Here is a 26,213-nt window from a genome sequence, read left to right on the forward strand (position 1 = left end):
TGGACGGCGGCGCGTACGTCAAACTCAAATGTCGTGCTTGCGGATGTTCTTCAGCATCTTCTGCAGGATCGCGATCAGCGCGGCATATTCGGCATCGTCGACGCCGTCGAACATCGCTTCGAAGGCATCATGCATGGCCGGCCAGGCGCGGGTGAAAAGCGCCCGGCCGTCATCGGTCAGGAACACATGGCGGAAGCGGCTGTCGGCGACGCCCTGCTCGCGCCGCACGAGGCCCTGGCCTTCCAGCGCGTCGAGCGTGCGACTCAAGGTCGATTGCTCGATCACCGTATAGACCGAGAGGTCGTTGACGGTGATGCCGTCGGTGACCGAGAGCACGGCCAACGTGCGCACCTGCGGAATGGTCAGGCCCTGCTTGCGAAAGTCTTCTCGCAGGGTGGCGTTGTAGCGGCCCATGATGCGGTTCATCAAATAGGGCGCGAATTGCTGCAGGCCGATCTGGCCGAGGGTCGAGATGCGCTGGCGCTTTTCCGGAAGCTTCTGTTCCATCAGAGCCTCTCCGCCAGCAGGAAGCCGGAGCCGCCGCCGAGCCCCGCGCCCGGGTGCGTCGACGCGCCGATATGGTAGAGGCCCTTAATGCCGGTCTCGTGATTGCGGCTGGCCTTGAACGGCCGCCACAAGAAGGACTGGTCGATGGTGGACGAGCCGCCATAGGGATCGCCGCCGACCAGATTGATGTTCATCGCTTCCAGATCGGCAGGCGAATAGGCGCGGCGCGCGATGATGGTGTCGCGAAAACCATCGATGTGATGAGCGAGGATCGCCTCGACGCGGTCGGCGTAGGGCTCGCGCAGCGCCTCGCTCCAGCGGCCATCGGCTGGGGCCTCGAGCTTGCCGGCGGCATCGCCCTTGATGTGGCGCGGCGCTTCCGGAAGCTGCAGCCACAGGATTGCCTTGCCCGGCGGACAGCGCGACGGATCGAGCGCGTGGGGCTGGCCGACGCAGATCGTCGGCACTTCCGGCAACAGGCCGCGCACCGCTTCGTTGCAGGCTTTCGACACACCATCGAGTCCCGGCGTCAGATGCAGCAGCGCCACCTTGTCGAGGCCCTCGCCGCGCCAGGCCGGCGGCTTGTTCAGCGCGTAGTGGAGCTGGAAGTTGCCCTTGCCGTAGCGGTAGGACTGCGTGGCCTTGGTTGCTGCGTCGGGCACATCGTTGCCGAGCAGACGGCCATAGAGCTGCGTCGGCGTGAGCGAGCAGATGATGCCCTTTGCCGCCGTCAGCGTCTCGCCGGAGGCGAGCCGGACGCCGGTGGCACGGCCGCCGGCCTGGACGATCGAGGCGACGTCGGCGTTGACGCGGATTTCGCCGCCGCGCTCCTTGATCAATGTCTCGAAGGCGGCGAGCAGGGTCTTCGCCCCGCCCTTGACGATCGGTGCGCCGGCCGCCTCCAGCGCGAAGGCGATGACCTTGGCGATCTGACCGGAGAAGGCGTCTTCCGGCCCAAGCCCGGCATGCAGCACCCAGGGCGCCCAGAGCGCGCGGACGGTATCGGACTTGTACGCGGTCTCCAGCCAGCCCCGCGCCGGCACCAGCGCCTCGCCCAGGACGGCGGCAAGCTGGCGCGGACCGCGCCGCCACGCCTCGCCGGCCATGAGCTTCGTCGTCGGATAGGACCAGAGCGCGCCACCGAGCAGGCCGAAGAGCAGTCCGGCATTGCGTTCGATGTCGCCGACATCGCCGCCATGACGGTCGCCATCGCCGGAGGCAAAGGCGTTCAGCGCCGCGATATTGGCGGCCCGGTCGGTGGTGAGCACGGCATGGCTGCCATCGGGCCGAAGCACGCCGGTGGGTGTGGTCGTGTGACAGAATACCAGCCCGTGCCGCGCAAGATCCTTGCCGAGCGCGGCATAGGCCGGCGAGGTGATGAAGAGGACGAAGGTCGTCGCCATCACGTCATGGACGAAGCCGGGCGCCGTGATCTCATCGGTGCGCATGCAGCCGCCGATGCGGTCGTTGCGTTCGAGCACGAGCACCTTGACGCCCTTGGCGCCAAGCATCGCCGCGCAGACCAGGGCGTTGATGCCGCTACCGACGATGATGTGATCGGCAGCGGTCATTGCGCACTCGCAATCGAGAAGTGAACGTCAATCGCACTAAGGCGAGTTCCTTCGCGCCCCCCTCTGTCCTGCCGGACATCTCCCCCACTTGGGGGGAGATTGGCAGTTTCGGCGCCCTGCTCAATCCTACGACGTCGGAGATTGGCGAAAGCGGAGGTGACGTGCAATCTCCCCCCTTGTGGGGGAGATGTCCGGCAGGACAGAGGGGGGCGCCGTAGAGCGCCAGCGTCGCTCCGATCCCACCTCTCCACTACTCCATTGCGCGCGAGCATGATCTTCTCCCGAAGACCGCCACCTCGCCTATTGGCCCGGCACCAGCGCCAGGGCGCGGATCGGGCTGCCGGTGCCGTGCTCGATCTTGAGCGGGGCGGCGATCAGGATCGCGCCTTTCGGCGGCAGCTGGTCGAGGTTGCAGAGGCTGGCCAGCCCATAGCGATTGGCTTTGTGCATCAGCGTGTGCGCCGGGAAAGGCGGCTCCATGCCGCCGGCCTTGCCGGCATCGGTGCCGATCGTCTCCGAGCCCCAGCCCTTGATGTCCTTGCTGATCAGGAACTGGATGGCTTCCGCTGTCGGTCCGGGTGTATGCGGGCCGGTCTCGTTGGCGTTGAGGAAGTCGGCTTCCGAACCGTTGCGCTTGTACCAGTCGGTGCGCATCACCACCCATTCGCCGGCATTGATGGTGCCATGCTTGGCCTCCCACGTCTTGATGTGGTCGACGGTGAGAAGGAAATCGTGATCGGCGGCGGCTTCCACTGAGCAGTCGATGACATTGACCGGACCGACGAAATTCTGCGCCGGGATGGTGTCGGTGGCGCCGTCCGGATAGTCCTTGCCGGTGATCCAGTGCTGCGGCGCGTCGAAATGCGTGCCCGAATGCTCGCCGAGCTTCAGCCAGTTCCAGGCCCACCACGGACCATTCTTGTCATACTTTGAAATGGGGTGGATCTCGACCTTCGGCGTGTCGACGGCGAGTTCCGGCGGCAGCTTGATTAGCGGCGTGTTGGGCCCGAGCGGCGCCGACAGGTCGACCACCCTGATGGCGCCCGAAAGCAGCTGGCCGGCGACCTCGCCGAGGAGTTTCTGCGTGTCCATTGTCTTCGTTCCCTCTTGTTCCGTGCTCATCAAGGCTCGTTGCGGCCCTTAATATCCTACTAGACGAAAACATATGCATCTGCAATTATCTTTAAGCATAAAGCATTTTGGGGCAGGGCGTGAGCGAGTTCGACGCCATCTTTGTCGGGGCGGGCCACAACAATCTGGCCTGCGCCGCGCATCTGTCGCTCAAAGGCTGGAAAACCGCAATTTTCGAGCGCAACACAACTATCGGCGGCGCGGTCCGGACCGCGGAATACACGCTTCCCGGTTTCAGGCACGACTTCGGCGCGATGAACCTGAGCCTGTTCGCTGGCTCTCCCTTCCATCGGAAATATGCAAATGAATTGAAAAGCCACGGGCTGGAATTTTCGCCCGTCGCCGACTGTTTCGCCAGCGCTTTCCCGGATGGAAGATGGTTTGGCGTCAGCAACGATCTCGAGAAGACGACATCGCGGCTCGCCACCTTCTCCGCGGCCGATGCCGCTACATGGCGCCGGCTGGTCGAGGCCTTTCCAGGCGAGGCGGAGCATCTGTTCCCGCTGCTCGGATCGCCGATGAGCCCGCGGGCGCTTGCCGGCACGGCCTGGAATCTTTGGCGCAAGAAAGGCATTGGCGGTGCGCTCGATACCGGCCGCTTGTTGCTGTCTTCACCCCGCGCGTGGCTCGAGGACAATTTCGAGACGCCGCATGTGCAAACCACGCTCGCCGCCTGGGGCATGCATCTCGACTTCGCCCCAGACATCGCTGGCGGCGCCGTGTTCCCCTATCTGGAATCAATGGCCAACCAGAGTTTTGGCATGGTGCTCGGCAAGGGCGGCGCCGACACCATCATCCGCGCGCTTGTCGGCATGGTCAAAGCGGCCGGCGGCAAGATCATGGGCGGCGCGGAGGTGGCGGAGATCACCGTCGCCGGCGGCCGCGCGACCGGCGTGCGGCTCGCCTCCGGCGATTTCCATGTCGCCAGCAAGGCCGTCATTGCCGGCGTCGCGCCCAAGGCGCTGACTGGCAAGCTGTTGCCGAACGGATCCGGCGATGCCGGGTTCGACGCGGCGATGAAAAAGTTCCGCCATGCGCCGGGCACGATGATGATCCATTTGGCACTGGACGATCTGCCGGACTGGAGCGCCGGCGCCGAGCTTCGCCACTTCGCCTATGTGCATCTGGCGCCGTCGCTCGATGCCATGTCGCGCACCTATCAGCAGGCGATTGCCGGCGTGCTGCCCGATCAGCCGGTGCTCGTCGTAGGACAGCCGACCGCCGTCGATCCCTGGCGGGCGCCAGAAGGCAAGCACGTGCTCTGGGTCCAGGTGCGCATGCTGCCGGCGGAAATCCTTGGCGATGCCGCCGGCAAGATCGCGCCCGGTTCCTGGTACGCGGTCAAGGACGCCTATGCCGAGCGCGTGCTCGACATCATCGAGAGCTATGCGCCTGGTTTGCGCCAGAAGATCCTCGGCCGCGCGATCTTCTCGCCGCTCGACCTCGAGCGCGAGAATCAGAACCTCGTCGGCGGCGACCAGATCTGCGGCAGCCACCATTTGGCGCAGAATTTTCTCTTCCGTCCGGCGCGCGGCTTCGCGCGCTGGAACACGCCGGTGTCGAACCTCTACCTCATCGGCGCCGCGACATGGCCCGGCGCCGGCACCGGTGCCGGATCCGGCTTCATGCTGGCGCAACAGCTGGGAGGGCACTAGCAGCAGAATTCCAGGATGGACAAGGCGCGGTTGCCCACCAGACCTTGCGAATGAACAACGCCGCGCGACAATGAAAGTCAAAAACCGACAACCAACAAGGGGAACGACCATGACCATCAACAGACGCGATTTGCTTGGGTTTGGCGCAGCAGCGCTTGGCGCGGCGACACTCGGACTGCCGAAGGCAGCCAAGGCGGCGGACGAGCTCACCATCGCCTACAACGTGAACCTGCCATCCTGGGACCCGACGACCGGGCCTTCGGCGGTGAACCCGACCATCCAAGGCCTCTACCAGTCGGTGTTCGACCAGTTCATCCCGCAGAAGCCGGACCTTTCCTTCACACCCGGCCTGCTCACCGAATGGGGTTGGAACGACGATCGCAGCAAGGTGACGATGACGGTCCGCGACGGCGTGAAATGGCATGACGGCTCGCCCTTCACCGCCGAGGACGTTGTCTGGTCGCTGCAGCGGGCGGGCGACGAGAAGACCGGCAATCCGATCCAGTTCGTCTGGAAGAACGTCAACAACTTCAAGATCGACGGCAACAAGATCACCGCCGACGTCGTGCAGTTCGATCCGGTCTATTTCAAATGGATGTCTTTCCTGACCGGCTACATCATGCCGAAGGCCTATTACGAGAAGGTAGGCGCGGAAGGCTTCGAGAAGGCGCCGATCGGCACCGGGCCCTATATGGTCGACAAATTCGAGCGCAACGCCTTCCTGCGGCTGAAGGCCAATCCGAATTACTGGGGTGCCAAGCCAGCCTTCGAGAACGTGACGATCAAGTTCGTCACCGACGCGGCAAGCCGCGTCGCCGAGGTCGAGTCCGGCTCCTCGCAGGTGACGCTCGAAATCCCCTATGAAGAATATGACCGGCTGATCGCCAAGGACGGACTCGCCGGCTCGATCAAGAATGTCTCCGACATCGGCATGATCTTCTTCAACGACATCGAGGCGATGCTCGACAAGAACGTCCGCCAAGCGGCTGTGATGGCGGTGGACAAGGAGCTCTTGGTCAAGCGGCTGCTGCGCGGCTACGGCCAGCCGATCGCCACGCTGGAGACGCCGGAATACACGGCCTTCGACGCGTCGATCAAAGTCGAGCACAATCCGGAAAAGGCCAAGGAACTGCTCGCCGCTTCAGGGTATTCGCCCAAGAAGCCGGTCAAGTTCACCATCCAAACGACCAAGGGCTTCAAGCCCAAGGATTATGAGATGATCCAGGCGATCGTCGGCATGTGGCGCAAGGTCGGCATCGAGGCCAATATCGAGGTCTACGACATCGCCAAGCATTACGAGCTGCGGGCCGCCGACAAGCTGGCGCCGGCCGCCTTCTACAACTGGGGGAATGCGATCGGCGATCCGACCACCTCGACCGGCTTTGCCATGTATGGACCTAGCCCGCATTCGGTGTGGGACAGCCAGGACCTGATCGACATGATCAATCCGCTGTGGGGCGAGAAGGACGAGGCCAAGCGCATCGCCGGCTGGAAGGCCGTCGACAAATACATCGCCGAGCAGGCCTATGTGCTGCCGCTGATGCAGTATGCTCAGCCGATCGTGCACTCGAAGAAGGTCAATGTCGTGCAGCATGTATCGGGCGCGCTGCTGCCGGCGCTGATGACCCCGGCCTGATGACATCTGAGAAGCTGCGCTGGCGCAGCGCACCTTCTCCAACGACGCAAGGCCCCCCTCGTCCGGCCGGTGAGGGGCCGAATGCATTAGGCTCAGCGAGCATGCTGCTGCAGAGATTTCTTGTTCGTCTGATGACGATGCTGGTCACACTGTTCGGCGTCGCCGTCGTCGTCTTCGTCGTCATCCGCGTGGCGCCCGGCGACCCGATCGCGATGATGCTGCCACCCGGCGCCAGCAATGACGACATAGCGCGTCTGCGCGCGCTCTATGGGCTGGACAAGAGTATTGCGCAGCAGTTCTTCATCTGGCTCGCCGGCGTGCTGCATGGCGATTTCGGCACTTCGATCTCGCTGCGCCAGGATGTGCTCGGCCTCGTCTTCAACCGGCTGCCGGCGACGTTGGAATTGGCCACCGTCGCGCTGTTGATGGCGGTGGCGATCGGCGTCTCCGCTGCGATCCTCGGTGCGCGTTCGCGTGGCACGGCCGTCGAAGCCGGCATCGACATCGCCAGCGGCGCGACGCTCTCCATCCCCGATTTCCTGTGGGGCTTGGTGCTGATCCTGCTGTTCGGCGTGCTCATCCCGGTGTTCGACATTTCCGGTCGAGTGTCACCGCAACTCGACCTGCCCTTCGTCACCCAGTTCTATCTCGCCGAGAGCATTCTCAGGCTCCGCTTCGACCTCACCTGGGACCTGCTCAAGCACATGCTGATGCCGGCGATCGCGCTGGCGTTGCCGCTGGCGGCGATCATCGCGCAACTCCTGAAACAGTCGCTGAAGGAAGTGCTCGACCTCGACTATGTCGTGCTCGCGCGGGTCAAAGGCTTTTCCGAAACGCAGGTTATCCTGCGCGAGGCGTTGAAGAACGCGGCGCTGCCAACGCTGACGCTGGTGGGCGTGCAGTTCACCTTCCTGATCGGCGGCACGGTCATCGTCGAGCGGCTGTTCTCCTATGAGGGTCTCGGCAATATGGCGATCGATGCCGTCATCAACCGCGACCTGCCGCTGATCCAGGGCATCGTGCTGGTCTTCGCGCTGCTCTTCGTGCTGATCAACCTTGCCGTCGACATGATGTATGCGCTGCTCAATCCGAGGCTGCGTCATGGATGAGGCGCGCATTTCGCGACGGCGCTTCAGCCCGCGGCTATGGCTGGCCGGCGGCTGGCTTCTGCTGGCGCTGCTTGCGGCCATCTTGGCGCCGCTGATCGTACCGCAAGATCCGCTGGCGCAGGACCTGATGCTCGAGCGTCTGCCGCCCTTCTGGCTCGATGGCGCCGAGCCCGGCTATTGGCTGGGCACCGACAGCCTCGGCAGGGATCTCCTGTCACGGCTGATCTTCGGCGGCCGCATCGCCTTCATCGTCGCCTTCGCCGCGGCGGCGTCCGCCTGCATCATCGGCTCGGCGCTCGGGCTCATTGCCGGCTATTTCGGCGGTTGGGCCGACCGCGTCATCTCGCGCATCGTGGATGTCTGGATGGCGTTCCCGCCGGTGCTGTTCGCGATCCTCCTGGTCGCGGTGCTGGGCACCGGCTTGAGCTCCGTCATCATCGCCATCGCCGTCATCGACTGGACGCGCTTCTGCCGCGTGATCCGCGCCGAGGCGATGAGTCAGGCGCGCATGGACTATGTCGAGAGCGCGCGCATCGCCGGCTATGGCCGCATCGGCATCATGCTGCGCGAAGTCCTGCCCAATGTGCTGCCGTCGGTGGTGGCGCTCTTGTCGCTTGAGATGGGCATCGCCGTCATCGTCGAGGCGATCCTCTCCTTCGTCAATCTGTCGATCTCGAGCGACGATCCGACCTGGGGCGGCATCATCGCCGAGGGCCGGCTGTCGATCCACCAGGCCTGGTGGGTGCTGGTGTTCCCGCTGATTACATTGATCCTCACCGTGCTGTCCTTCAGCCAGTTCGGCGAAGGATTGAAGGCGCGATTCGATCCGGTGCTGCGATGAGCGCCAATATGGAACCATGCCTCGAAATCCGCTCCTTGAGCGCCGTGCTGTCCAACGGCCAGCGCGTGCTGCGCTCGGTGTCGCTCACCGTGCAGCCGGGCGAAGTCCGCGCGCTGGTCGGCGAGAGCGGCGCCGGCAAGACGATGATCGGCAAGGCGGTGCTCGGCGTGCTGCCGAAGAGCGTGCGCATCGTCGAGGGCGAGATGCTGATCGAGGGCGAGGATCTCGGCCGCCTCGATGCGAAGGCGCGGCGGACGCTGATCGGCGCGCGTACCGCGCTGATCCCACAGGACCCGCTCACCGCGCTCAACCCGTCGCGCCGCATCGGCCCGCAGATGACCGACCGGCTGGTGCGCATCCTCGGCTGGAGCGGCGAGAAGGCAGACAAGCGCGTCCGGCAGTTGCTCGACGAGGTGCAGATCCGCGAGCCCGAACGTGTTCTGAAATGCTATCCGCACGAGCTCTCCGGCGGCATGCGCCAGCGCGTGCTGATCGCGGCCGCCTTCGCCGCCGAGCCCAGGCTGATGGTCGCCGACGAGCCGACGACGGCGCTGGACGTGACCGTGCAGAAGCAGATCCTGCGCCTCATCGCGCAATTGCAGCGCAACCACGGCACGGCGCTTCTGTTCGTCACGCACGATCTCGGTGTCGTCGCCAAGATCAGCCAGAAAGTGTCGGTGCTCTATGCCGGCAAGGTGGTCGAAGAAGCCGCGACCGCTGACCTCTTCGCATCGCCGCAGCACCCCTACACGCGGGCGCTGATCGCGGCGACGCCGCGCTATACCGATCCCTACGCATCGCTGAAGCCGGTGAACAAAACCGTGCTGGCCGGGCTCGCGGACGAGATCGCGGGCGCCGACAGGGCGTGGAGGCCAAGCCATGGCTGAGCCGCTGTTTTCCGTCCGCGGGCTGAAGGTGGCGCTGCCCGACATGACGCGCAAGCCGCTGATCGGCCGGGCGCCACTGGCCGAGATCCTCAAAGGACTGGACTTCGACCTGCCGAAGGGATCGGTGACCGGCATCGTCGGCGAATCCGGTTCCGGCAAGTCGACGCTCGGCCGCGCGCTGGTGCGGCTGATCGAGCCGAGCGCCGGCTCGATCAGCTTCGAAGGGCGAGACATCGGCCATCTTTCGGAAGCGGAGCTCAGACCGCTGCGTCGCGACCTGCAGATGATCTTCCAGGACCCGATGTCCTCGCTCAACCCCCGGCACACCATCTTCAACATCATCGCGGCACCCTTGAGGCAGAACGGGCTTGGCGACCGGCTGAAGGAGCGCGTGGCGGAAGCCCTGCAGCGCGTCGGCCTGCCGCAGAGTTTTGCCGGCCGCTACCGCCACGAGCTGTCCGGCGGGCAACGCCAGCGCGTCGGCATCGCACGGGCGCTGGCGCTGTCGCCGAAATTCGTTTTGGCCGACGAGATCGTCTCCGGCCTCGACGTCTCGACGCAGGCACAGATCCTGACGCTGCTGGAAAAGCTCGCGGCCGAGATGGGGCTGACGGTCGCCTTCATCAGCCATGATCTGTCGGTGATCCGGCGGCTCTGCCGGCAAGTCATCGTCATGCGCGAGGGAAGGATCGTCGAAGCCAGCGCAACCGACGTGCTCTTCGACAATCCGAAGGAGACTTACACGCGCGACCTGCTCGCTGCCATCCCGCTGCCTGAGATCGATGCGGACTGGCTCCAGCCGCCTGCAAAGGCGCCGGCATGAGAAAGTCAAACCTTGTCCGCACACCGAACAGCGGGCCTCGGATGTGCATGGGAGCAAAGTCAGCCCGCCAATGGAGGTTGACATGAAATACGCAAGAAGCGGCGCAATGCTCGGCGCAATCCTGTTCGGCTCAATGGGAACGGCTTCGGCCGACTCGATCCCCGGCATGCGCGGCCACGACCATACCGGCATCACCGTGCCCGACATGAAGCAGGCCGTCGACTTCTTCACCAATGTGGTCGGTTGCAAGAAGGCGATGTCCTTCGGCCCGTTCGCCGACGACAAGGGCACCTTCATGCAGGACCTGCTCGGCGTCGATCCAAAAGCGGTAATCGAGGAGATCACCCTGGTGCGCTGCGGCTATGGATCGAACATCGAATTGTTCAAATACACCGCGCCCGACCAGAAGGACCTGACGCCGAAGAACAGCGACATCGGCGGCTTCCATATCGCCTTCTATGTCGACGATGTCGCCGCCGCGAAGGCCTATCTCGACGCCAAGGGCGTGAAGACCAGGATGGGTCCTCTGCCGGTCAAAGAAGGACCGGCCGCCGGCCAAACCATCCTCTATTTCCAGGCGCCCTGGGGACTGCAGCTGGAAGCGATCAGCTATCCCGACGGCATGGCTTACGAGAAAGGCGCCGAGACGGTGCTGTGGAGTCCCAAAGATCCAGCCAAGTGAGCTGATCGCGCCGCGATTGTTCAATCATGAAACTTTAAGCTTGAAATAGTTGTCGGCAGGCGCGATACTGATGTTGGAATCGCCGGCCCCTCGGCGGTCCCGGGTGCCCTTTGAGCGTTTGACGCAATTCCGGACGGAAACCGCTACGCACTTTTCCTGAAATTGCTCTAGAGGAGATCGCAAGACATGAAGGTTGCGGTTCTCGGCGGCGGACCGGCCGGCCTCTATTTTGCCATTTCGCTGAAGCTGCGAGACGCCGCGCATGACGTGACGGTCTACGAGCGCAACCGCCCCGACGATACGTTCGGCTGGGGTGTGGTGCTGTCGGCCGAAACGCTGGAGAACCTGACCAGGAACGACCCTGTCAGCGCGGTCTGGATCAGGAAGCATTTTGCCTACTGGGACGACATCGCCGTCATTCATGACGGCGTGCGCACGGTGTCGACCGGCCACGGCTTCTGCGGCATCGGCCGCAAGCGGCTTTTAATTCTGCTCCAGCGCAGAGCGCGCGAGCTCGGCATCAAGATGATGTTCGAGACCGAGATTTCCGATCCCAGGCCGTTCATGGAAACGCACGACCTTGTCGTTGCGGCTGACGGATTGAACTCGAAGTCGCGCGCCACCTTCGCCAACGTTTTCAAGCCCGACATCGACACGCGCAAATGCAAGTTCGTGTGGCTCGGCACCACGCAGAAATTCGACGACGCGTTCACCTTCATCTTCGAAAGGACGCAGCATGGCTGGGTGTGGGCGCATGCCTACCAGTTCGACAGCGAGACCGCGACCTTCATCGTCGAATGCAGCGAACAGACCTGGGCTGCCTTCGGTTTCGGCGCGATGACGCAGCAGGAATCGATCGCGGTCTGCGAGCGCATTTTCGAAAAGCATCTGGGCGGCCATCCGCTGATGACCAATGCCAACCACATCAGAGGTTCGGCCTGGATCAACTTCCCGCGCGTGCTTTGCGAGCGCTGGTCTTACAAGAATCTGGCGCTGATGGGCGACGCGGCGGCATCGGCGCATTTCTCGATCGGCTCCGGCACGAAGCTGGCCCTGGAAAGCGCAGTCGCGCTCGCCGACTATGTCGAGTCCGAGTCCGACCTCGAAGCGGCCTTCCGCAAATACGAAGATGCTCGCCGCACCGAGGTGCTGAAACTGCAATCGGCGGCGCGCAACTCGCTCGAATGGTTCGAGGAAGTCGAACGTTATCTCGGGTTGGATCCAGTTCAATTCAACTATTCGCTGCTCACCCGCTCGCAGCGCATCAGCCACGAGAACCTTCGTCTGCGCGATGCCGAATGGCTGGCGGGCGCGGAGGAATGGTTCCAGCGCAAGGCCGGCGCCGGCGGCAACATGCTGCGCCGCGCGCCGATGTTCGCGCCATTCAGACTGCGCGAGATGGCGCTCACGAACCGCATCGTCGTCTCGCCGATGGCCCAGTACAAGGCGGTCGACGGCTGCCCGACCGACTGGCATTTCGCCCACTATGCCGAGCGCGCCAAGGGCGGGGCCGGGCTCGTTTATATCGAGATGACTTGCGTCAGCCCGGAGGGACGCATCACCCCTGGCTGCACCGGCTTCTACCAGCCCGAGCATGAGGTCGCCTGGAAGCGGCTGGTCGATTTCGTCCACGCCGAGACCGAAGCCAAGATCTGCGCCCAGATCGGCCATTCAGGCCCGAAGGGCTCGACCCGCCTCGGCTGGGAAGGAACGGACGAGCCGCTGCCGTCCGGCAACTGGCCGGTGATGGCGCCTTCAGCCGTGCCGTGGTCGCCGCAGAATCAGGTGCCGAAGGCGATGAACCGCGCCGACATGGACCTTGTGCGCGACCAGTTCGTCGCCTCGGCGGAGATGGCCGAGCGCTGCGGCTTCGACATGCTGGAGATCCATGCCGCGCATGGCTATCTGCTCTCCGCCTTCATCACGCCGCTGACCAACAGGCGCACCGACGACTATGGCGGCTCGCTGGAGAACCGCATGCGCTATCCGCTGGAGATCTTCCACGCGGTGCGCGCCGTGTGGCCGGCCGAAAAGCCTATCTCGGTGCGCATCTCGGCCAATGACTGGGTGGGCATCGAAGGCGTCACGCCGGCCGATGCGGTCGAGATCGCCAAGCTTCTGCATCAAACCGGCGTCGATCTCTGCGACGTCTCGGCCGGCCAGACCACGATCGCCGCGAAGCCGGTCTATGGCCGCATGTTCCAGACGCCGTTCTCCGACCGCATCCGCAACGAGGTCGGCATGGCGACGATGGCGGTCGGCAACATCTACGAGCCGGACCACGCCAACTCGATCCTGATGGCAGGACGCGCCGATCTGGTGGCGCTGGCCCGGCCGCATCTCAGCGATCCCTATTGGACGCTGCATGCGGCCGTCACCCTCGGCGACCGCGGCGTCAAATGGCCGGATCCTTATCTGCGCGGACGCGACCAGATCTACCGGCTGGCCGAACGCGAAGCGGCGGCAGGGCTGAAGGTATGAGCGCATTTATGTTTTCACGTCGGCGCCGCCCCTCATCCGCCTGCCGGCACCTTCTCCCCGTGAAGGACGGGGAGAAGGCACAAGTTCAAACGCTGGCGGCCCGCTCTCCCCGTCCTTCACGGGGAGAGGGTAAGGATGAGGCGCAGCGCCTTGCCTGGAGGACTGGCGCATGATTGCCGGCAAGCATGCGCTGGTCACCGGCGGCGGCTCCGGCGTCGGCCGTGCGATCGCACTGTCGCTGGCGGAAGCCGGCGTCGCCGTCACCATCTGTGGCCGCCGCAAGGCCGCGCTGAATGAAGTCGCGAAGGCAAACGACCGCATCTTCGGCATCGGCGCCGATGTCACCGACGAAGCCGACATGACGGCGCTGTACGAGAAGGCCGAGGCGGCGCGCGGTCCCTTCGAGATCGTCGTCGCCAATGCCGGGATGGCTGTCAGTGCGCCGGCGCACAAGACCTCGCTCGCCGACTGGCAGCGCTCGCTCGACGTCAACCTCACCGGCGCCTTCCTGGCGGTGCAGCCGGCGCTTGGCGGCATGCTGGCGCGGAAGACAGGCCGTATCGTTTTCATTGCCTCGACCGCCGGACTGAAGGGCTACGCGTATGTCGCGCCCTACGTAGCGGCCAAGCATGGCGTCGTCGGGCTGATGCGGGCGCTCGCAGCCGAGACCGCCAAGTCCGGCATCACCGTCAACGCCATCTGCCCGGGCTTCGTCGAAACCGACATGCTGGAGGAATCCATCCAGCGCATCGTCGAGAAGACCGGCCGTTCCGCCGATGAGGCACGCGCGAGCCTTTCGGCTGCGAACCCGCAGGCGCGTTTCATCCAGCCGGAAGAGGTCGCCGCGGCGGTGCTCTGGCTCTGCGGCGATGCGGCGCGGTCGATCACAGGACAGGCGATCTCGGTCTCGGGAGGCGAGACATGGTAGCGGGACCGACGTCTATCGGGCCGGGCAAGGACAGGCTGCGGCTGTGGATCCGCCTGCTGCGTGCTTCGCGCACGATCGAGGCCGAGCTGCGCGAGCGGCTGAAGAAGGAGTTCGACACCACGCTGCCGCGCTTCGACGTCATGGCGGCGCTCTACCGCTCGCCGGAGGGCATGCTGATGAGCGACCTGTCGCGATTCCTGCTGGTGTCGAACGGCAATATCACCGGCATCGTCGACCGGCTGGTCTCCGAAGGGCTGGTGACGCGCGCGCGCCGCAACGGCGACCGCCGCACCTCGATGGTGCGGCTGACCGAAGAAGGTTCGAAGTCTTTCGCGGCAATCGCCGCGGCGCATGAGAACTGGGTCGGCGAGCTCCTCGGCACTGTCAGCGAGGACGAAGCGCGCCGGCTGACCGGCATGCTGAAATCGTTCCGCAGCAATTGGGAGGGACGCGAATGAGCGCCATGGCCAAGCTCAAGCCGAAGCACTTCCTCTGGGAGGTGGAAGGCAGGGTCGCGAAGGTCCGGCTCGACCGGCCGGAGCGCAAGAACCCGCTGACCTTCGACAGTTATGCGGAGCTGCGCGACACTTTTCGCGATCTCGCTTACGCCGATGATGTCGATGCCGTGGCGTTCCTGCCCAACGGCGGCAATTTCTGCTCGGGCGGCGATGTCCACGACATCATCGGACCCCTGGTCAAGATGGACATGAAGGCGCTGCTCTCCTTCACGCGCATGACCGGCGACTTCGTCAAGGCCATGCTGAATTGCGGCAAGCCGATCATCGCGGCGGTGGATGGCGTCGCCGTCGGCGCCGGCGCGATCATCGCCATGGCCTCCGACATCCGCATCGCGACGCCGGAAGCAAAGACCGCCTTCCTGTTTACCCGCGTCGGCCTCGCCGGGTGCGACATGGGCGCCTGCGCGATCTTGCCCCGCATCATCGGCCAGGGCCGCGCCGCCGAGCTGCTTTACACCGGCCGCACCATGAGCGCGGCCGAAGGCGAGCGTTGGGGCTTCTACAATCGGCTGGTCGATGCAGCGGCGCTCGAGGCCGACGCGCTCGAGATGGCAGCGCGGATCGTCTCCGGCCCGACCTTCGCGCATTGCATCACCAAGACGCAGTTGAACCAGGAATGGTCGATGGGTCTCGACCAGGCGATCGAGGCGGAAGCGCAGGCACAGGCGATCTGCATGCAGACCGGCGATTTCGAGCGCGCCTACAAGGCGTTCGTGGCCAAGGAAAAGCCGGTGTTCGAGGGGAAATGAGGATGGCTCTTTTAACGGAGACGTTTGCGGGACAGCGCCCCCCTCTGTCCTGCCGGACATCTCCCCCACAAGGGGGGAGATCAGTTGTCGTCTCTGCCTTAGCCAATCGCCAAGGTCGCAAGAATGAGCGGGGCGCCAAAACTGCCAATCTCCCCCTTTGTGGGGGAGATGTCCGGCAGGACAGAGGGGGGCGCCATAGAGCAGAGGCCTTGAAGAGTAGCGGAGGCACCGATGCCTGACCGTTCCTTCCTTAACTGGCCCTTCTTTGAAAGCCGCCATCGCGAACTTGCCGAAAATCTCGACGCCTGGTGCGCCAAGAACCTGCCCGTCGATCACCACGATGTCGACGCGGCCTGCCGCAATCTCGTCTCCATGCTCGGCCGCGACGGCTGGCTGAAGCCGACGGCGCTCGATCCCGACAAGCCGGAGCCGCTCGACGTGCGCACGCTCTGCATCACCCGCGAGACGCTGGCGCGCCATGACGGGCTCGCCGACTTCGCCTTCGCCATGCAGGGCCTTGGCAGCGGCGCGATCTCGCTGTTCGGCACACCGGAGCAGCAGCGCTGGCTGGAAAAGACGCGGGCGGGCCAGGCGATCGCAGCCTTTGCGCTGTCGGAGCCGCGGTCGGGATCGGATGTCGCCAACATGGAGATGGCGGCTGTCCGCGACGGCGACTTCTATGTGCTTTCGGGCGAGAAGACCTGGATCTCCAATGGCGGCATTGCCGACGTATACATTGTTTTCGCCCGCACCGGCGAGGCGCCCGGCGCCAAGGGAATTTCCGCTTTGATCGTGCCTGCGGACACCAAAAGCGTTGGCATCGCCGAACGATTGGAAGTTATCGCCCCGCATCCACTCGCGCGGCTCTCCTTCGACAATGTGCGCGTTCCGGCTTCCGCCCTGATCGGCAAACCCGGCGACGGTTTTCGGATCGCCATGTCGGTGCTCGACGTCTTCCGCTCGACGGTGGGTGCCGCGGCGCTCGGCTTTGCTCGAAGAGCGTTGGACGAAAGCATCAAAAGGGTGTCCGAGCGAAAACTGTTCGGCGCGCCGATGGCCGAACTGCAGATGGTGCAGGGCCACATCGCCGACATGGCGCTGGATGTCGACGCCGCCGCCCTGCTCGTCTATCGCGCCGCCTGGACCAAGGATATGGGCGCCGCCCGCGTCACTCGCGAGGCGGCAATGGCCAAGCTGTTCTCCACGGACAAGGCGCAGGAAGTGATCGACAAGGCGGTGCAACTGCATGGCGGCGATGGCGTGCGCAAGGGCCACATCGTCGAGAGCCTCTATCGCGAGATACGCGCGCTGCGCATCTATGAGGGCGCTTCCGACGTGCAGAAAGTGGTGATCGCCAGGCAAGTGATGGGAGCGGCGTGAGATCATGCTTGCGGACCGCATTTCACTTAAGGGAGGCTAGACATGCACACGATCCTGCAGCCGGAAGGCTGGGCCAAACCGATCGGCTATGCCAACGGCGTTGCCGCGCGTGGCCGGCTGGTCTTCATCGGCGGCCAGGTCGGCTGGAATGCCGAGTGCCGGTTCGAGACCGACGATTTCGTCGATCAGGTGCGCCAGACCCTCACCAATGTCGTCGCCGTTCTCGCCGAGGCCGGCGGGGAGCCGCAGCACATCACCTCGATGACCTGGTATTTTACCGAGAAGGCCGAGTACCTCGCCAACCTCAAAGGGATCGGCGAAGTCTACCGCGCCGTCATCGGCCGGCATTTTCCGGCGATGGCCGCCATGCAGGTGGTGGCGCTGGTCGAGGACCGGGCGAAGGTGGAGATACAGGCAATCGCAATTATTCCGGAGTGAGTCGGAGGCGCTACTGGCTTCTATTTCGCAATGGCCTGAAGCGGCGAAGGCGGCTACTCCAACTCGGCGCGCTCGAGGGATCGTGTCTGCCTTCCGTGCGTCAGCATTGCCGTGACAGTACGGCAAGGGCCGCTTGGCTGCCGCCACAATCTGTGATCAGATGATCATACCCGCGTCGGGCGGATATTCGCACATAAACTTTGCCGGCACCAAGGAAAGCAAAAGCGTGGCTCTGGGCTTCGAACCAGTATCGGGACGCATTACTGTCCAGGACGGCGTCTACCAGCAACTTCGCCATGCCCTGATGGTCGGCAGCTTCGATCCCGGGCAGGTGCTGACCATCGCCTCGCTGGCGGAGGCTTTCGGCACCTCAAACATGCCGGTGCGCGAGGCGTTGCGGCGGCTGGCGGCGGAGAACGCGCTGGAAATCTCGCAGAACGGCTCAGCCTGCGTGCCGGTGGTGACGCGGGCGCGGCTCGACGACCTCTGCCGGGCCCGCCTCGCCGTCGAGGGGCTGGCCGCCGAGCTTGGCGCGCCGCGCCTGACCGCAGCCGAGATCGGCTTGCTGCAAAGGGTTACTGACGACCAGCGGGCGATCGGCCGCGACGGCAGCATCTACGAGCTGATCGCCAAGAACCAGCAGTTCCACTTCACCATATACCGCGCCTCCGGCTCCGATGTGCTGTTTCAGCTGATCGAGACGCTGTGGCTGCGCTTCGGTCCGTACATGCGGCTGTTGTCCAACCATGTCGCGCCGCTGATGCGCGCCGGCACCATGGAGCCTTCGGGCCGGCACGTCGCGATCATAGCGGCCATCAAGGACAAGGATTTCACCCGCGCGCGCGACGAGGTGGTGGCCGATATCACGGCGACGCAAGCGACATTGCGGGCGATCTGTCCTGACGTGCCGGAGCCCAGACCGGTCGATTTTGCCGCTTTCGGAAGGGCGCCTTGATAGGCGGCCGCCGCAGAGTGGCTTTGAAGCCGCCTGGGCCAAGCTCCTGGACCAAGAGAACAGCCGGATTGTGAGGCGCTGACCCGCATTTCTTCAGCCGCGGCGCATTGATCCCTGTCCGTATTTGTGATCACATGATCACAGGGAGACAGCGAATGTCCGGCTATTTTCTCTATCATTCGATCGGCACCTTCCCCGGCAAGGCCGAGCGAATGGCCGCCTCGCTGACGGATTTCTCCAACATCTGGTCGGCGGAAGACGACGGTCAGTGGCCTGCCGCGCTTGCGGCGCGGCAACGCTTCATCGATGCCTGGAGGCGGCTGATCGAGGCGCCGCAAGGCACGCTGACCACGGCCGAGAATGTCACCGCCGCGCTCTATAGCCTGATCGGTGGCTTGCCGACGGAGCGGCTGGCGGGAAAGCGGCTGCTGGTCGCCGCCGACTGTTTTCCTAGCCTGCATTTCCTGCTGGCGGGCTTGGGAGAGCGTTTCGGCTTCACCCTCGACACCGTCCCATTGCGGCCTGGCGAGACCTGGGTTCGCGACCAGGATTTCATCGACCGCTGGCAGGCGGATGTCGGGCTCGCGCTCATTACCTTCGTCACCTCGACGGCCTCGCACCGCTGCGATGTCGGCCGCCTCGCCGCGCATGGCCGCGCCGTGGGCAGCATAGTCGGCGTTGATGTCACACAAGGCATCGGCGTGGCGCCGTTTTCGGTTGCCGCGACGCCGGTCGATTTCGTCGTCTCGACTTCGCTCAAATGGCTGTGTGGATCCTCCGGCGCCGGCCTTTTGCAGGTCGCGCCTGACCTTCTGGCGTCCTGCCGGCCGGAGTTGCGGGGCTGGTTCAGTCAGCCGAACCCGTTCTCCTGGGACCTCGACGCTTTCACTTACGCCGACGATGCGCGCCGCTTCGATCATGGCACGCCGGCGATCCTGGCAAGCGTCGCCTCGCTGCCCGGGCTGGAGTGGGTGGAACAGACCGGCATCGACATCATCCGCGCGCAGAATGCCGGGCTCGTCGAGCGTATCATCGGCGCCGCGCTGGAGAATGGCTGGGAGATCCGCTCGCCGCTCGATGCCAGTGAACGTGGCGGCAGCGTGATGCTCGGCCTGCCGCAAGGTACCGAGCCGGCGAAGATCATAGCTGCGCTTCGCGACGAGCGGCTTTACTGCGATGCGCGCGGCACGACGCTGCGGCTGTCTCCCGGCATGGTCACCACAGAGACGGCGGTCGACGCGCTGATCGCGCAACTCACGAAGCATATCGGTTCGCGGCGACGCCGCGCGTCGTGAAATTCAGGTACCGCCTCGCCTGCGGCGCCCGGGAGTTTGGCGCCGGAAAGGGGCGGATCAGGAACCGAACCAGAGGGAAGCAAGATGTTGAAACGTCTAGGACTGATTGGGATGGCCGTCGCTGCCGGCCTTGCCTTTGCGGCGCCCGCCTTCGCCGACAAGATCATGGTGGGCGCCTATCCGGCCAACCCGCCATGGGAATACAAGACCGATTCCGGTGCCTTCGAGGGGTTTGAGATCGACGTCGCCAATGATGTCGCCAAGCGCATCGGCGCAGAGGTCGAGTTCCAGGACCTCGGCTTCCAGGCGCTGTTCGCAGCGACCGCTTCGGGCCGCATCGACTTTGCCGTGTCCTCGATCTCGGTCACCAAGGAGCGGCTGCAGAACCAGGGCTTCACGCAAGCCTATTACGACAGCGACGGTACCATCGTCGGCAAGGCGGATTCCGCCATCAAATCGCTCGACGATCTGAAGGGCAAGACCATCGGGGTCATCGCCGGCTCGACAGGCGAAGCCTACATGAAGGAGAACGCCGCCAAGCTCGGCGTTGCAGAGACCAAGAGCTACAACGCCCAGCAGGACCTTCTGCTCGACGTGCAGAACGGCCGCATCGACGGCGGCGCGGGCGAGCTCGCCGGCTTCCTGTTCGCCATCAAGCAGATGCCAGCGCTAAAGATCCTGGTGCGCATCCCGACCGGCGAGCGCTTCGCCATGATGACCAAGAAGGGCCATCCGCTGCTTGAAAAAGTCAACGACGCCATCAGCGAAATGAAGAAGGATGGCACCATGGCCGCGATCCACAAGAAGTGGTTCGGCGTCGATCCGGAAGCCGGCACCAGCACGGTGACGCCTGGCCCGATCCCGCAATAAGCCGGCTAATCAGAAATTCCGACGAGAGCGGCAGCAAGAGTTGGCGCTCTCGCTTCGACCATTTGGGTCTCGCCCAACACGGCGAACCTTGTCTCACGGTGAGCGCCGATGGAACTGATCGACACCTTCTTCAACTGGGGCATCCTGGTCCGATCGTTTCCGATCCTGATCCGCGGTCTTGGCAACACCATTCTGCTCGGCTGCGCGGCGATCATCTTCGGCACGATCGGCGGGCTGGCGATCTGCCTGGTGCGGCTCTACGCGCCGAAGCCGCTCAGGCGGCTGGCGACGCTCTATATCGACATGTTCCGCGCGCTTCCGATCCTGGTGGTGCTGATCCTGATCTACTACGCCCTGCCCTTCATCGGCATCCGCCTGTCGTCCTTCGTCTCGGCAGCACTTGCGCTGTCACTGGTGTTGGCGGCCTTCACGGCGGAAGTCTGCCGCGCCGGCATCGAGAACATTCCGAAGGGCCAGTTCGAGGCGGCGTCGGCGCTCGGCCTGCCCTTTTGGGTCGCCATGCGCAAGGTGATCCTGCCGCAAGCGATCCGTGTCGTCATTCCGCCGCTCACCAGCAACTGCGTCTCGGTGTTCAAGGACACCGCGCTCGCCTCGGTGGTGGCGATGCCGGACCTCTTGAAGCAGGCGACCGACGCGCAGGCGCTGATGGCCAATCCGACGCCGCTGATCGGCGCGGCGATCATCTATCTCGCCTTCCTGTGGCCGCTGGTGCGGCTGGTCGGCTACCTCGAAGAGCGCGGCAAAGCTCGGTCCGCGCACTGATCCCCTTAGAATGACCTCGATTAGCTGAAGGAGACTCCCGTGAACCAGCACCATGTTTCGAAAGCGCAGGAGAGCGCCGCTTCGTTCCCGGTCGAGAAGATCCGCGCCATGTTCCCGGCGCTCCGGCAGGCCGGCGACTTCATCTTCATGGACAACGCCGCCGGTGCGCAGATCCCGCAAAGCGTGCTCGACGCGGTGACCAGCCATCTGGTGGCGCACAACGTGCAGCGCGGCGGCCGCTACGGCCGCAGCGTCACCGTCGACCAGTCCGTCGCCGAAGCGCGTGAGAGTGTGGCGCTCCTGATCAACGCCTACAGCCCGTCCGAAATCTGCTTCGGCATGAACGCCACCTCGTTCATCCGCCTTGTCAGCCTCGGCATCGGCCAGATGCTTTCGGAACGCGACGAGATCGTCGTCACCGACATGGACCATGACGCCAACATCGCCACGTGGTTGGCGCTGGAGCAGGCCGGCGCCAGGTTCAAATGGTGGCGCATGCGCGAGGACGGCAATCTGCATGTCGACGACCTCAAGCCGCTGATGTCGGACCGCACCCGGCTCGTCGCCTGCACGGTAACCGCGCACTCGATCGGCTCGATTGTCGATGTCGCTTCGGTCGCCAAGATCGCGCATGCGGCAGGCGCGGAAGTGTTCCTCGACTGCGTGCATTACGGGCCGCACGGGCTGATCGACGTGCAGGCCTGGGACTGCGACTATCTCGTCTGCTCAGGCTACAAGAATTTCTCGCCGCATATGGGTTTTCTCTGGGGCCGCTTCGAAACGTTGAAGCGGCTGCCGACCTTCCGCGAGGACTTCATCCCGGATGAGCCGCCCTACAAGGTCGAGGCCGGCACCTTCATCTACGAGAATGTCTCCGGCATGGACGCAGCGGTGCGCTACCTGGAGTCGATCGGCCGCAATTTCTTGGCCGAGAACAACCGCTCGCGCCGCGACAACATCGCCGCCGGCATGAACGCCATCCGCGAGTACGAGCTGACGCTGGCGCGCGAGATGATGAAGGTGCTGAAGGCCTGCGGCGCGACAATTTACGGCGTCGCCGACGAGGCGTGTATCCATGAGCGCGTGCCGACCTTCTGCTTCAACATCGGCACACTGTCGCCGCAAAGGATCGTCGAGGAGATGGCGGCCTTGCAGATCGGCATCCGCGACGGCCATATGTACGCGCCGCGGCTGATGAAGCGGCTGAACCTGTCGATGGACAGCGGCGCGATCCGCGCCTCGCTGGTGCACTACAACACGGTCGAGGAAGTGCACCGTTTCGGCGAAGCGCTGCGGGCAATCATTGCGAAGCTGGCGTGACGCCCGGACGTCTGGTTCGAGCCTTACGCCGCCTTCTTCGCCAGCCTTGCCTTGATGCTTGCCACGTCGGCGCGCGGCGTCGCGGCGAAGAGCGTCTTGGTGTAGCTGTGCTTGGGGTCCGAGAAGACCTCGTCGCGCGAGCCGTATTCGACCGCCTCGCCGAAATACATCACCATGACGTCGTCGGCGATGTAGCGCACCACCGACAGATCGTGGCTGATGAAGACATAGGTCAGCTTGAACTCGTCCTGCAGGTCGGCGAGCAGGTTGAGCACCTGCGCCTGCACCGAAAGATCGAGCGCCGAGACCGGCTCGTCCAGCACCAGCAGGCTCGGGTTCAGCATCAGTGCGCGGGCAATGGCGATGCGCTGGCGCTGACCGCCGGAGAACATATGCGGATAGCGGTTGTAGTGCTCGGGGCCGAGGCCGACCTTCTTCAGCATGTTCATCGCCAGGTCGCGGCGTTCCTCGGCCGGCTTGTCGGTATTGATCAGCAGCGGCTCGCCGAGCACGTCGCCGATCTTTTGACGCGGGTTGAGCGACCCGTAGGGATTCTGGAAGACGATCTGCACCTTGCGGCGCATTTCCTTGGTCAATCCGTCCTTGGCGATGTCGACCTTGTTGCCGTCGATGAACAAATCGCCGGCGGTCGCGGGATCGATCAGCGTGATGATGCGGGCGAGCGTGGACTTGCCGCAGCCGCTTTCGCCGACGATGGCGAGCGTCTTGCCCTTATCGACGCTGAAGGAGACGCCCTTCACCGCATGCACCGTGCGCGCGGGGCGGAACAGGCCGCCGCCGACATGGTAGTCGCGTTTGATGTTCTTGCCTTCGACAACCTTGGTCATGCGCCGGCTCCGGTCATGCACTGGCTTCTGGGGGCGCCGGCTCGAACAGCATGTCGGAGACGGTCGGCAGCCGGTCGCCGACGGCGTTCTCCGGCAGCGCAGACAGCAGCGCGCGCGTATAGTTGCTCTTGGGGTTCTCGAACAGCGACAGCACGTCGGCCTCTTCCATCTTGCGGCCCTTGTATTGGACGATGACGCGATCGGCGGTCTCGGCGACCACGCCCATATTGTGGGTGATCATGATCAGGCCCATGCCGTATTTGGCCTGCAGCGACACAAGCAGATCGAGAATCTGCTTCTGGATGGTGACGTCGAGCGCGGTGGTCGGCTCGTCGGCGATCAGCAGCTTCGGATTGCAGGCAATGGCCATGGCGATCATGACGCGCTGGCATTGGCCGCCCGACATCTGGTGCGGGAAGGAGTTGAGCCGCTCGGCCGGCTCCGGAATGCCGACCTGCTTCAACAACTCGATGGCGCGCGCCCGGCGCTGTGCGCGATCCATGCCGAGATGGAAGCGCAGCACTTCCTCGATCTGAAAGCCGACGGTGAAGCAAGGGTTGAGACTGGCGATCGGCTCCTGGAAGATCATGGCAATGTCCTTGCCGATGATCTTGCGGCGCTCGGCCGGACCCATCTTGAGGAGATCGCGGCCGCCGAACGTCATGCGGTCGGCGGTGACAGTGGCGGTCCAGGGCAGCAAGCCCATAACCGCCAGCATCGACACCGACTTGCCGGAGCCGGATTCGCCGACGATGGCGAGCACCTCGCGCTCGTCGACACGGAGCGAGACGCCGTCGACGGCGCGGAACGGGCCGGAGGCGGTCTGGAACTCGACGACGAGGTTCTGGATGTCGAGCAATGCCATCACGACCTCCTGAGCTTCGGATCGAGCGCGTCGCGCAGGCCGTCGCCGATCAGGTTGATGGCGAGCACCGTGATAAGTATGGCAAGGCCGGGGAAAGTCACCACCCACCAGGCGCGCAGGATGAATTCGCGCGCCGAGGCCAGCATGGTGCCCCATTCCGGCGTCGGCGGCTGAGCGCCGAGGCCAAGGAAGCCAAGCGCTGCGGCTTCCAGGATGGCGTTCGAGAAGGACAGCGTGCCCTGGACGATCAGCGGCGCCAGGCAGTTCGGCAGGATGGTCTTGAGCATCAGCCTCAGGTGCCCGGCGCCGGCGACCTTGGCAGCCACGACATATTCGCGGCTCTTCTCGGCCATCACGGCAGCGCGCACCAGGCGGGCGAAATGCGGCTGCAGGACGAGCGAGATCGCCAGCATCGCATTGAACAGGCCGGGCCCGAGAATGGTGACCAGCACCAGCGCCAGAAGTAGCGACGGGAAGGCCAGGATCAGGTCCATGACGCGCATGATCGCGACGTCGACCCAGCCGCGGAAATAGCCTGCCAGCAAGCCGAGCGTGATGCCGCCGACGAGGGCCAGCGTGACGACGACGGCGCCGATGAGCAGCGAGAAACGCGCGCCATAGAGCAGGCGCGAGAGGATGTCGCGGCCGACCGGATCGGTGCCGAGGATATATTGCGAGCTGCCGCCCGCCTGCCAGGCCGGCGGCCTGAGGAAGGCGGTCTTGTCCTGCACGTCGGGTGCATAGGGCGCCAGCAACGGCGCAAAGAGCGCCGCCAGCACCAGCAGGATGAAGACGACCAGGCCGATGACGGCGCCGCGGTTCACCGAGAAATAGTGCCAGAAGGTCTTGAAGCCAGTCAGCCGGTCCGGGCTGCCGGCGGCCATCGGGGCGATTTCGGTCGACTGGCTCATCACGCCGCCCTGATGCGCGGGTTGATGACGGCATAAAGCACGTCGACGATGAGGTTAACGGCCATGACGATGAGTGCGATCAAAAGCAGACCTGACTGCACGACGACATAGTCGCGCTTGAAGATGGAATCCACCATCCACTTGCCGATGCCCGGCCAGGCGAAGATGGTTTCGGTGAGGATGGCGCCGGCAAGCAGCGTGCCGACCTGCAGGCCGATCGTGGTGACGACCGGGATCAGGGCGTTGCGAAGTGCGTGCGCACCGATGACGCGGGCGGCGGAAAGGCCCTTGGCGCGGGCGGTGCGGACATAGTCTTCACCGAGCACCTCGAGCATGGCCGAACGGGTCTGGCGCGCGATCACCGCCAGCGGAATCGTGCCGAGCACGATCGCCGGGAGGATGAGATGGCTGAGCGCCGAGCGCAGCGCGTCCCATTTGCCGTAGAGGATGCTGTCGATGGTCATGAAACCGGTGATCGGCTTCAGGAAGAACTGCAGGCCCATGCGGCCCGACACCGGCGTCCAGCCGAGATAGCCGGAAAAGAAGATGATGAGCAGCAGGCCCCACCAGAAGATCGGCATGGAATAGCCGACCAGCGCGGTGCCCATCAACGACTGATCGAACCATGAGCCGCGTTTGACGGCCGCGAATATGCCGGCCGGGATGCCGATCGCCATGGCGAAGATCATGGCGAAGAAGGACAATTCCAGCGTCGCCGGAAAGAGCGTCTTGAACTCCTGGAGCACCGGGCGCTTGGAGGAAATCGAGACGCCGAAATCGCCGGTCGCGACCTCGCCGACATAGCGCGCATACTGCTCCCAGACCGGCAGATTGTAGCCGAACTGTTCCTTGAGCTCTTCGTAGCGGGCGGGGGTGACGCCATGCTCGCCGGCCATGGCCAGGATCGGATCGCCGGGCAGCAGCCGGACAAAGGCGAAGGCGCAGATGGTGATGCCGACGAGCGTCGGGATCAGAAGTGCGATTTTGTTGAGGAGATATCTGAGCATCGTGAAATGGAATGGGGCGGCGA

25 protein-coding genes are annotated in these 26,213 nt (G+C 64.5%); 18 read left to right on the forward strand and 7 right to left on the reverse strand.

Features of this window, described 5'->3' with window-relative positions:
* Positions 1 to 24: 24 nt before the first annotated feature.
* The 3 genes from P9217_RS08295 to P9217_RS08305 form a co-directional block, all read right to left on the reverse strand.
* The gene (locus P9217_RS08295) at positions 25 to 507 is read right to left on the reverse strand and encodes a MarR family transcriptional regulator (protein ID WP_067324441.1); all 483 of its coding nucleotides are present in this window, start codon (positions 505 to 507) and stop codon (positions 25 to 27) included.
* Positions 507 to 2,078: an NAD(P)/FAD-dependent oxidoreductase gene (locus tag P9217_RS08300; RefSeq protein ID WP_278086240.1), complete on the reverse strand. Its 1,572-nt coding sequence runs from the start codon at positions 2,076 to 2,078 to the stop codon at positions 507 to 509. The genes P9217_RS08295 and P9217_RS08300 overlap by 1 nt, the downstream gene beginning before the upstream one ends.
* A 300-nt stretch (positions 2,079 to 2,378) precedes the next feature.
* Positions 2,379 to 3,170 (reverse strand): cyclase family protein, encoded by a 792-nt coding sequence (locus P9217_RS08305; protein WP_278086239.1) that lies wholly within the window; start codon positions 3,168 to 3,170, stop codon positions 2,379 to 2,381.
* 119 nt (positions 3,171 to 3,289) lie between these two features.
* On the opposite strand from P9217_RS08305, the gene P9217_RS08310 reads away from it, so the two are divergent.
* The 18 genes from P9217_RS08310 (at position 3,290) to P9217_RS08395 (ending at position 22,559) form a co-directional block, all read left to right on the forward strand.
* On the forward strand, positions 3,290 to 4,864 hold the full coding sequence (locus P9217_RS08310) for an NAD(P)/FAD-dependent oxidoreductase (RefSeq protein ID WP_278086238.1): 1,575 nt from the start codon (positions 3,290 to 3,292) through the stop codon (positions 4,862 to 4,864).
* Positions 4,865 to 4,973: 109 nt separating this feature from the next.
* Positions 4,974 to 6,500 (forward strand): ABC transporter substrate-binding protein, encoded by a 1,527-nt coding sequence (locus P9217_RS08315; RefSeq protein WP_278086237.1) that lies wholly within the window; start codon positions 4,974 to 4,976, stop codon positions 6,498 to 6,500.
* A gap of 101 nt (positions 6,501 to 6,601) precedes the next feature.
* Positions 6,602 to 7,609: an ABC transporter permease gene (locus tag P9217_RS08320; protein ID WP_067324431.1), complete on the forward strand. Its 1,008-nt coding sequence runs from the start codon at positions 6,602 to 6,604 to the stop codon at positions 7,607 to 7,609.
* Positions 7,602 to 8,450, forward strand: a complete 849-nt coding sequence (locus P9217_RS08325; protein ID WP_067324429.1) for an ABC transporter permease — start codon at positions 7,602 to 7,604, stop codon at positions 8,448 to 8,450. The genes P9217_RS08320 and P9217_RS08325 overlap by 8 nt, the downstream gene beginning before the upstream one ends.
* Before the next feature lie 8 nt (positions 8,451 to 8,458).
* The gene (locus P9217_RS08330; protein ID WP_278086235.1) at positions 8,459 to 9,337 is read left to right on the forward strand and encodes an ABC transporter ATP-binding protein; all 879 of its coding nucleotides are present in this window, start codon (positions 8,459 to 8,461) and stop codon (positions 9,335 to 9,337) included.
* Entirely contained in the window at positions 9,330 to 10,160 is an 831-nt protein-coding gene (locus P9217_RS08335) for an ATP-binding cassette domain-containing protein (RefSeq protein WP_095824267.1), read from the forward strand. Before P9217_RS08330 ends, P9217_RS08335 begins: the two co-directional genes overlap by 8 nt.
* Positions 10,161 to 10,242: 82 nt before the next feature.
* Positions 10,243 to 10,842, forward strand: a complete 600-nt coding sequence (locus P9217_RS08340) for a VOC family protein (RefSeq protein WP_278086234.1) — start codon at positions 10,243 to 10,245, stop codon at positions 10,840 to 10,842.
* Between the two features lie 186 nt (positions 10,843 to 11,028).
* A complete protein-coding gene (locus tag P9217_RS08345) occupies positions 11,029 to 13,323 on the forward strand; it encodes a bifunctional salicylyl-CoA 5-hydroxylase/oxidoreductase (protein WP_127335208.1) in 2,295 nt (764 codons plus the stop codon).
* A gap of 169 nt (positions 13,324 to 13,492) precedes the next feature.
* A complete protein-coding gene (locus P9217_RS08350; RefSeq protein WP_127247593.1) occupies positions 13,493 to 14,251 on the forward strand; it encodes an SDR family NAD(P)-dependent oxidoreductase in 759 nt (252 codons plus the stop codon).
* Positions 14,245 to 14,709, forward strand: coding sequence for a MarR family transcriptional regulator (locus P9217_RS08355; protein WP_067324419.1), 465 nt, complete (start codon positions 14,245 to 14,247; stop codon positions 14,707 to 14,709). The genes P9217_RS08350 and P9217_RS08355 overlap by 7 nt, the downstream gene beginning before the upstream one ends.
* Positions 14,706 to 15,518, forward strand: coding sequence for an enoyl-CoA hydratase family protein (locus tag P9217_RS08360; protein WP_067324417.1), 813 nt, complete (start codon positions 14,706 to 14,708; stop codon positions 15,516 to 15,518). Before P9217_RS08355 ends, P9217_RS08360 begins: the two co-directional genes overlap by 4 nt.
* 231 nt (positions 15,519 to 15,749) lie before the next feature.
* Positions 15,750 to 16,898 carry an acyl-CoA dehydrogenase family protein gene (locus tag P9217_RS08365; protein WP_278086233.1) on the forward strand — a complete coding sequence of 383 codons (1,149 nt, stop codon included), beginning with the start codon at positions 15,750 to 15,752 and terminating at the stop codon, positions 16,896 to 16,898.
* Between the two features lie 42 nt (positions 16,899 to 16,940).
* Positions 16,941 to 17,336 (forward strand): RidA family protein, encoded by a 396-nt coding sequence (locus P9217_RS08370; protein ID WP_278086232.1) that lies wholly within the window; start codon positions 16,941 to 16,943, stop codon positions 17,334 to 17,336.
* Between the two features lie 226 nt (positions 17,337 to 17,562).
* On the forward strand, positions 17,563 to 18,291 hold the full coding sequence (locus P9217_RS08375) for a GntR family transcriptional regulator (protein WP_067324745.1): 729 nt from the start codon (positions 17,563 to 17,565) through the stop codon (positions 18,289 to 18,291).
* Positions 18,292 to 18,446: 155 nt separating this feature from the next.
* The gene (locus P9217_RS08380) at positions 18,447 to 19,586 is read left to right on the forward strand and encodes an aminotransferase class V-fold PLP-dependent enzyme (RefSeq protein WP_067324411.1); all 1,140 of its coding nucleotides are present in this window, start codon (positions 18,447 to 18,449) and stop codon (positions 19,584 to 19,586) included.
* Between the two features lie 84 nt (positions 19,587 to 19,670).
* Positions 19,671 to 20,456: an ABC transporter substrate-binding protein gene (locus P9217_RS08385; RefSeq protein ID WP_067003647.1), complete on the forward strand. Its 786-nt coding sequence runs from the start codon at positions 19,671 to 19,673 to the stop codon at positions 20,454 to 20,456.
* A 108-nt stretch (positions 20,457 to 20,564) separates the two neighbouring features.
* Positions 20,565 to 21,239 carry an amino acid ABC transporter permease gene (locus tag P9217_RS08390; RefSeq protein ID WP_067324409.1) on the forward strand — a complete coding sequence of 225 codons (675 nt, stop codon included), beginning with the start codon at positions 20,565 to 20,567 and terminating at the stop codon, positions 21,237 to 21,239.
* A 39-nt stretch (positions 21,240 to 21,278) separates the two neighbouring features.
* Positions 21,279 to 22,559, forward strand: a complete 1,281-nt coding sequence (locus tag P9217_RS08395) for a cysteine desulfurase-like protein (RefSeq protein WP_278086231.1) — start codon at positions 21,279 to 21,281, stop codon at positions 22,557 to 22,559.
* Between the two features lie 23 nt (positions 22,560 to 22,582).
* Here P9217_RS08395 and P9217_RS08400 read toward each other — a convergent pair whose 3' ends face one another.
* From P9217_RS08400 to P9217_RS08415, 4 genes are read right to left on the reverse strand one after another with little or no spacing between them, the layout of a single operon-like run.
* Positions 22,583 to 23,407: a dipeptide ABC transporter ATP-binding protein gene (locus P9217_RS08400; RefSeq protein WP_095799476.1), complete on the reverse strand. Its 825-nt coding sequence runs from the start codon at positions 23,405 to 23,407 to the stop codon at positions 22,583 to 22,585.
* A 13-nt stretch (positions 23,408 to 23,420) separates the two neighbouring features.
* Positions 23,421 to 24,272, reverse strand: a complete 852-nt coding sequence (locus P9217_RS08405) for an ABC transporter ATP-binding protein (RefSeq protein WP_082953860.1) — start codon at positions 24,270 to 24,272, stop codon at positions 23,421 to 23,423.
* Positions 24,272 to 25,156 (reverse strand): ABC transporter permease subunit, encoded by an 885-nt coding sequence (locus tag P9217_RS08410; protein ID WP_245322339.1) that lies wholly within the window; start codon positions 25,154 to 25,156, stop codon positions 24,272 to 24,274. Before P9217_RS08410 ends, P9217_RS08405 begins: the two co-directional genes overlap by 1 nt.
* Before the next feature lie 26 nt (positions 25,157 to 25,182).
* On the reverse strand, positions 25,183 to 26,190 hold the full coding sequence (locus P9217_RS08415) for an ABC transporter permease subunit (RefSeq protein ID WP_067003640.1): 1,008 nt from the start codon (positions 26,188 to 26,190) through the stop codon (positions 25,183 to 25,185).
* Positions 26,191 to 26,213: the final 23 nt, after the last annotated feature.

Origin of the sequence: Mesorhizobium sp. WSM4989 (assembly GCF_029625795.1) — a bacterium.
In the GTDB taxonomy this organism is placed as follows: domain Bacteria; phylum Pseudomonadota; class Alphaproteobacteria; order Rhizobiales; family Rhizobiaceae; genus Mesorhizobium.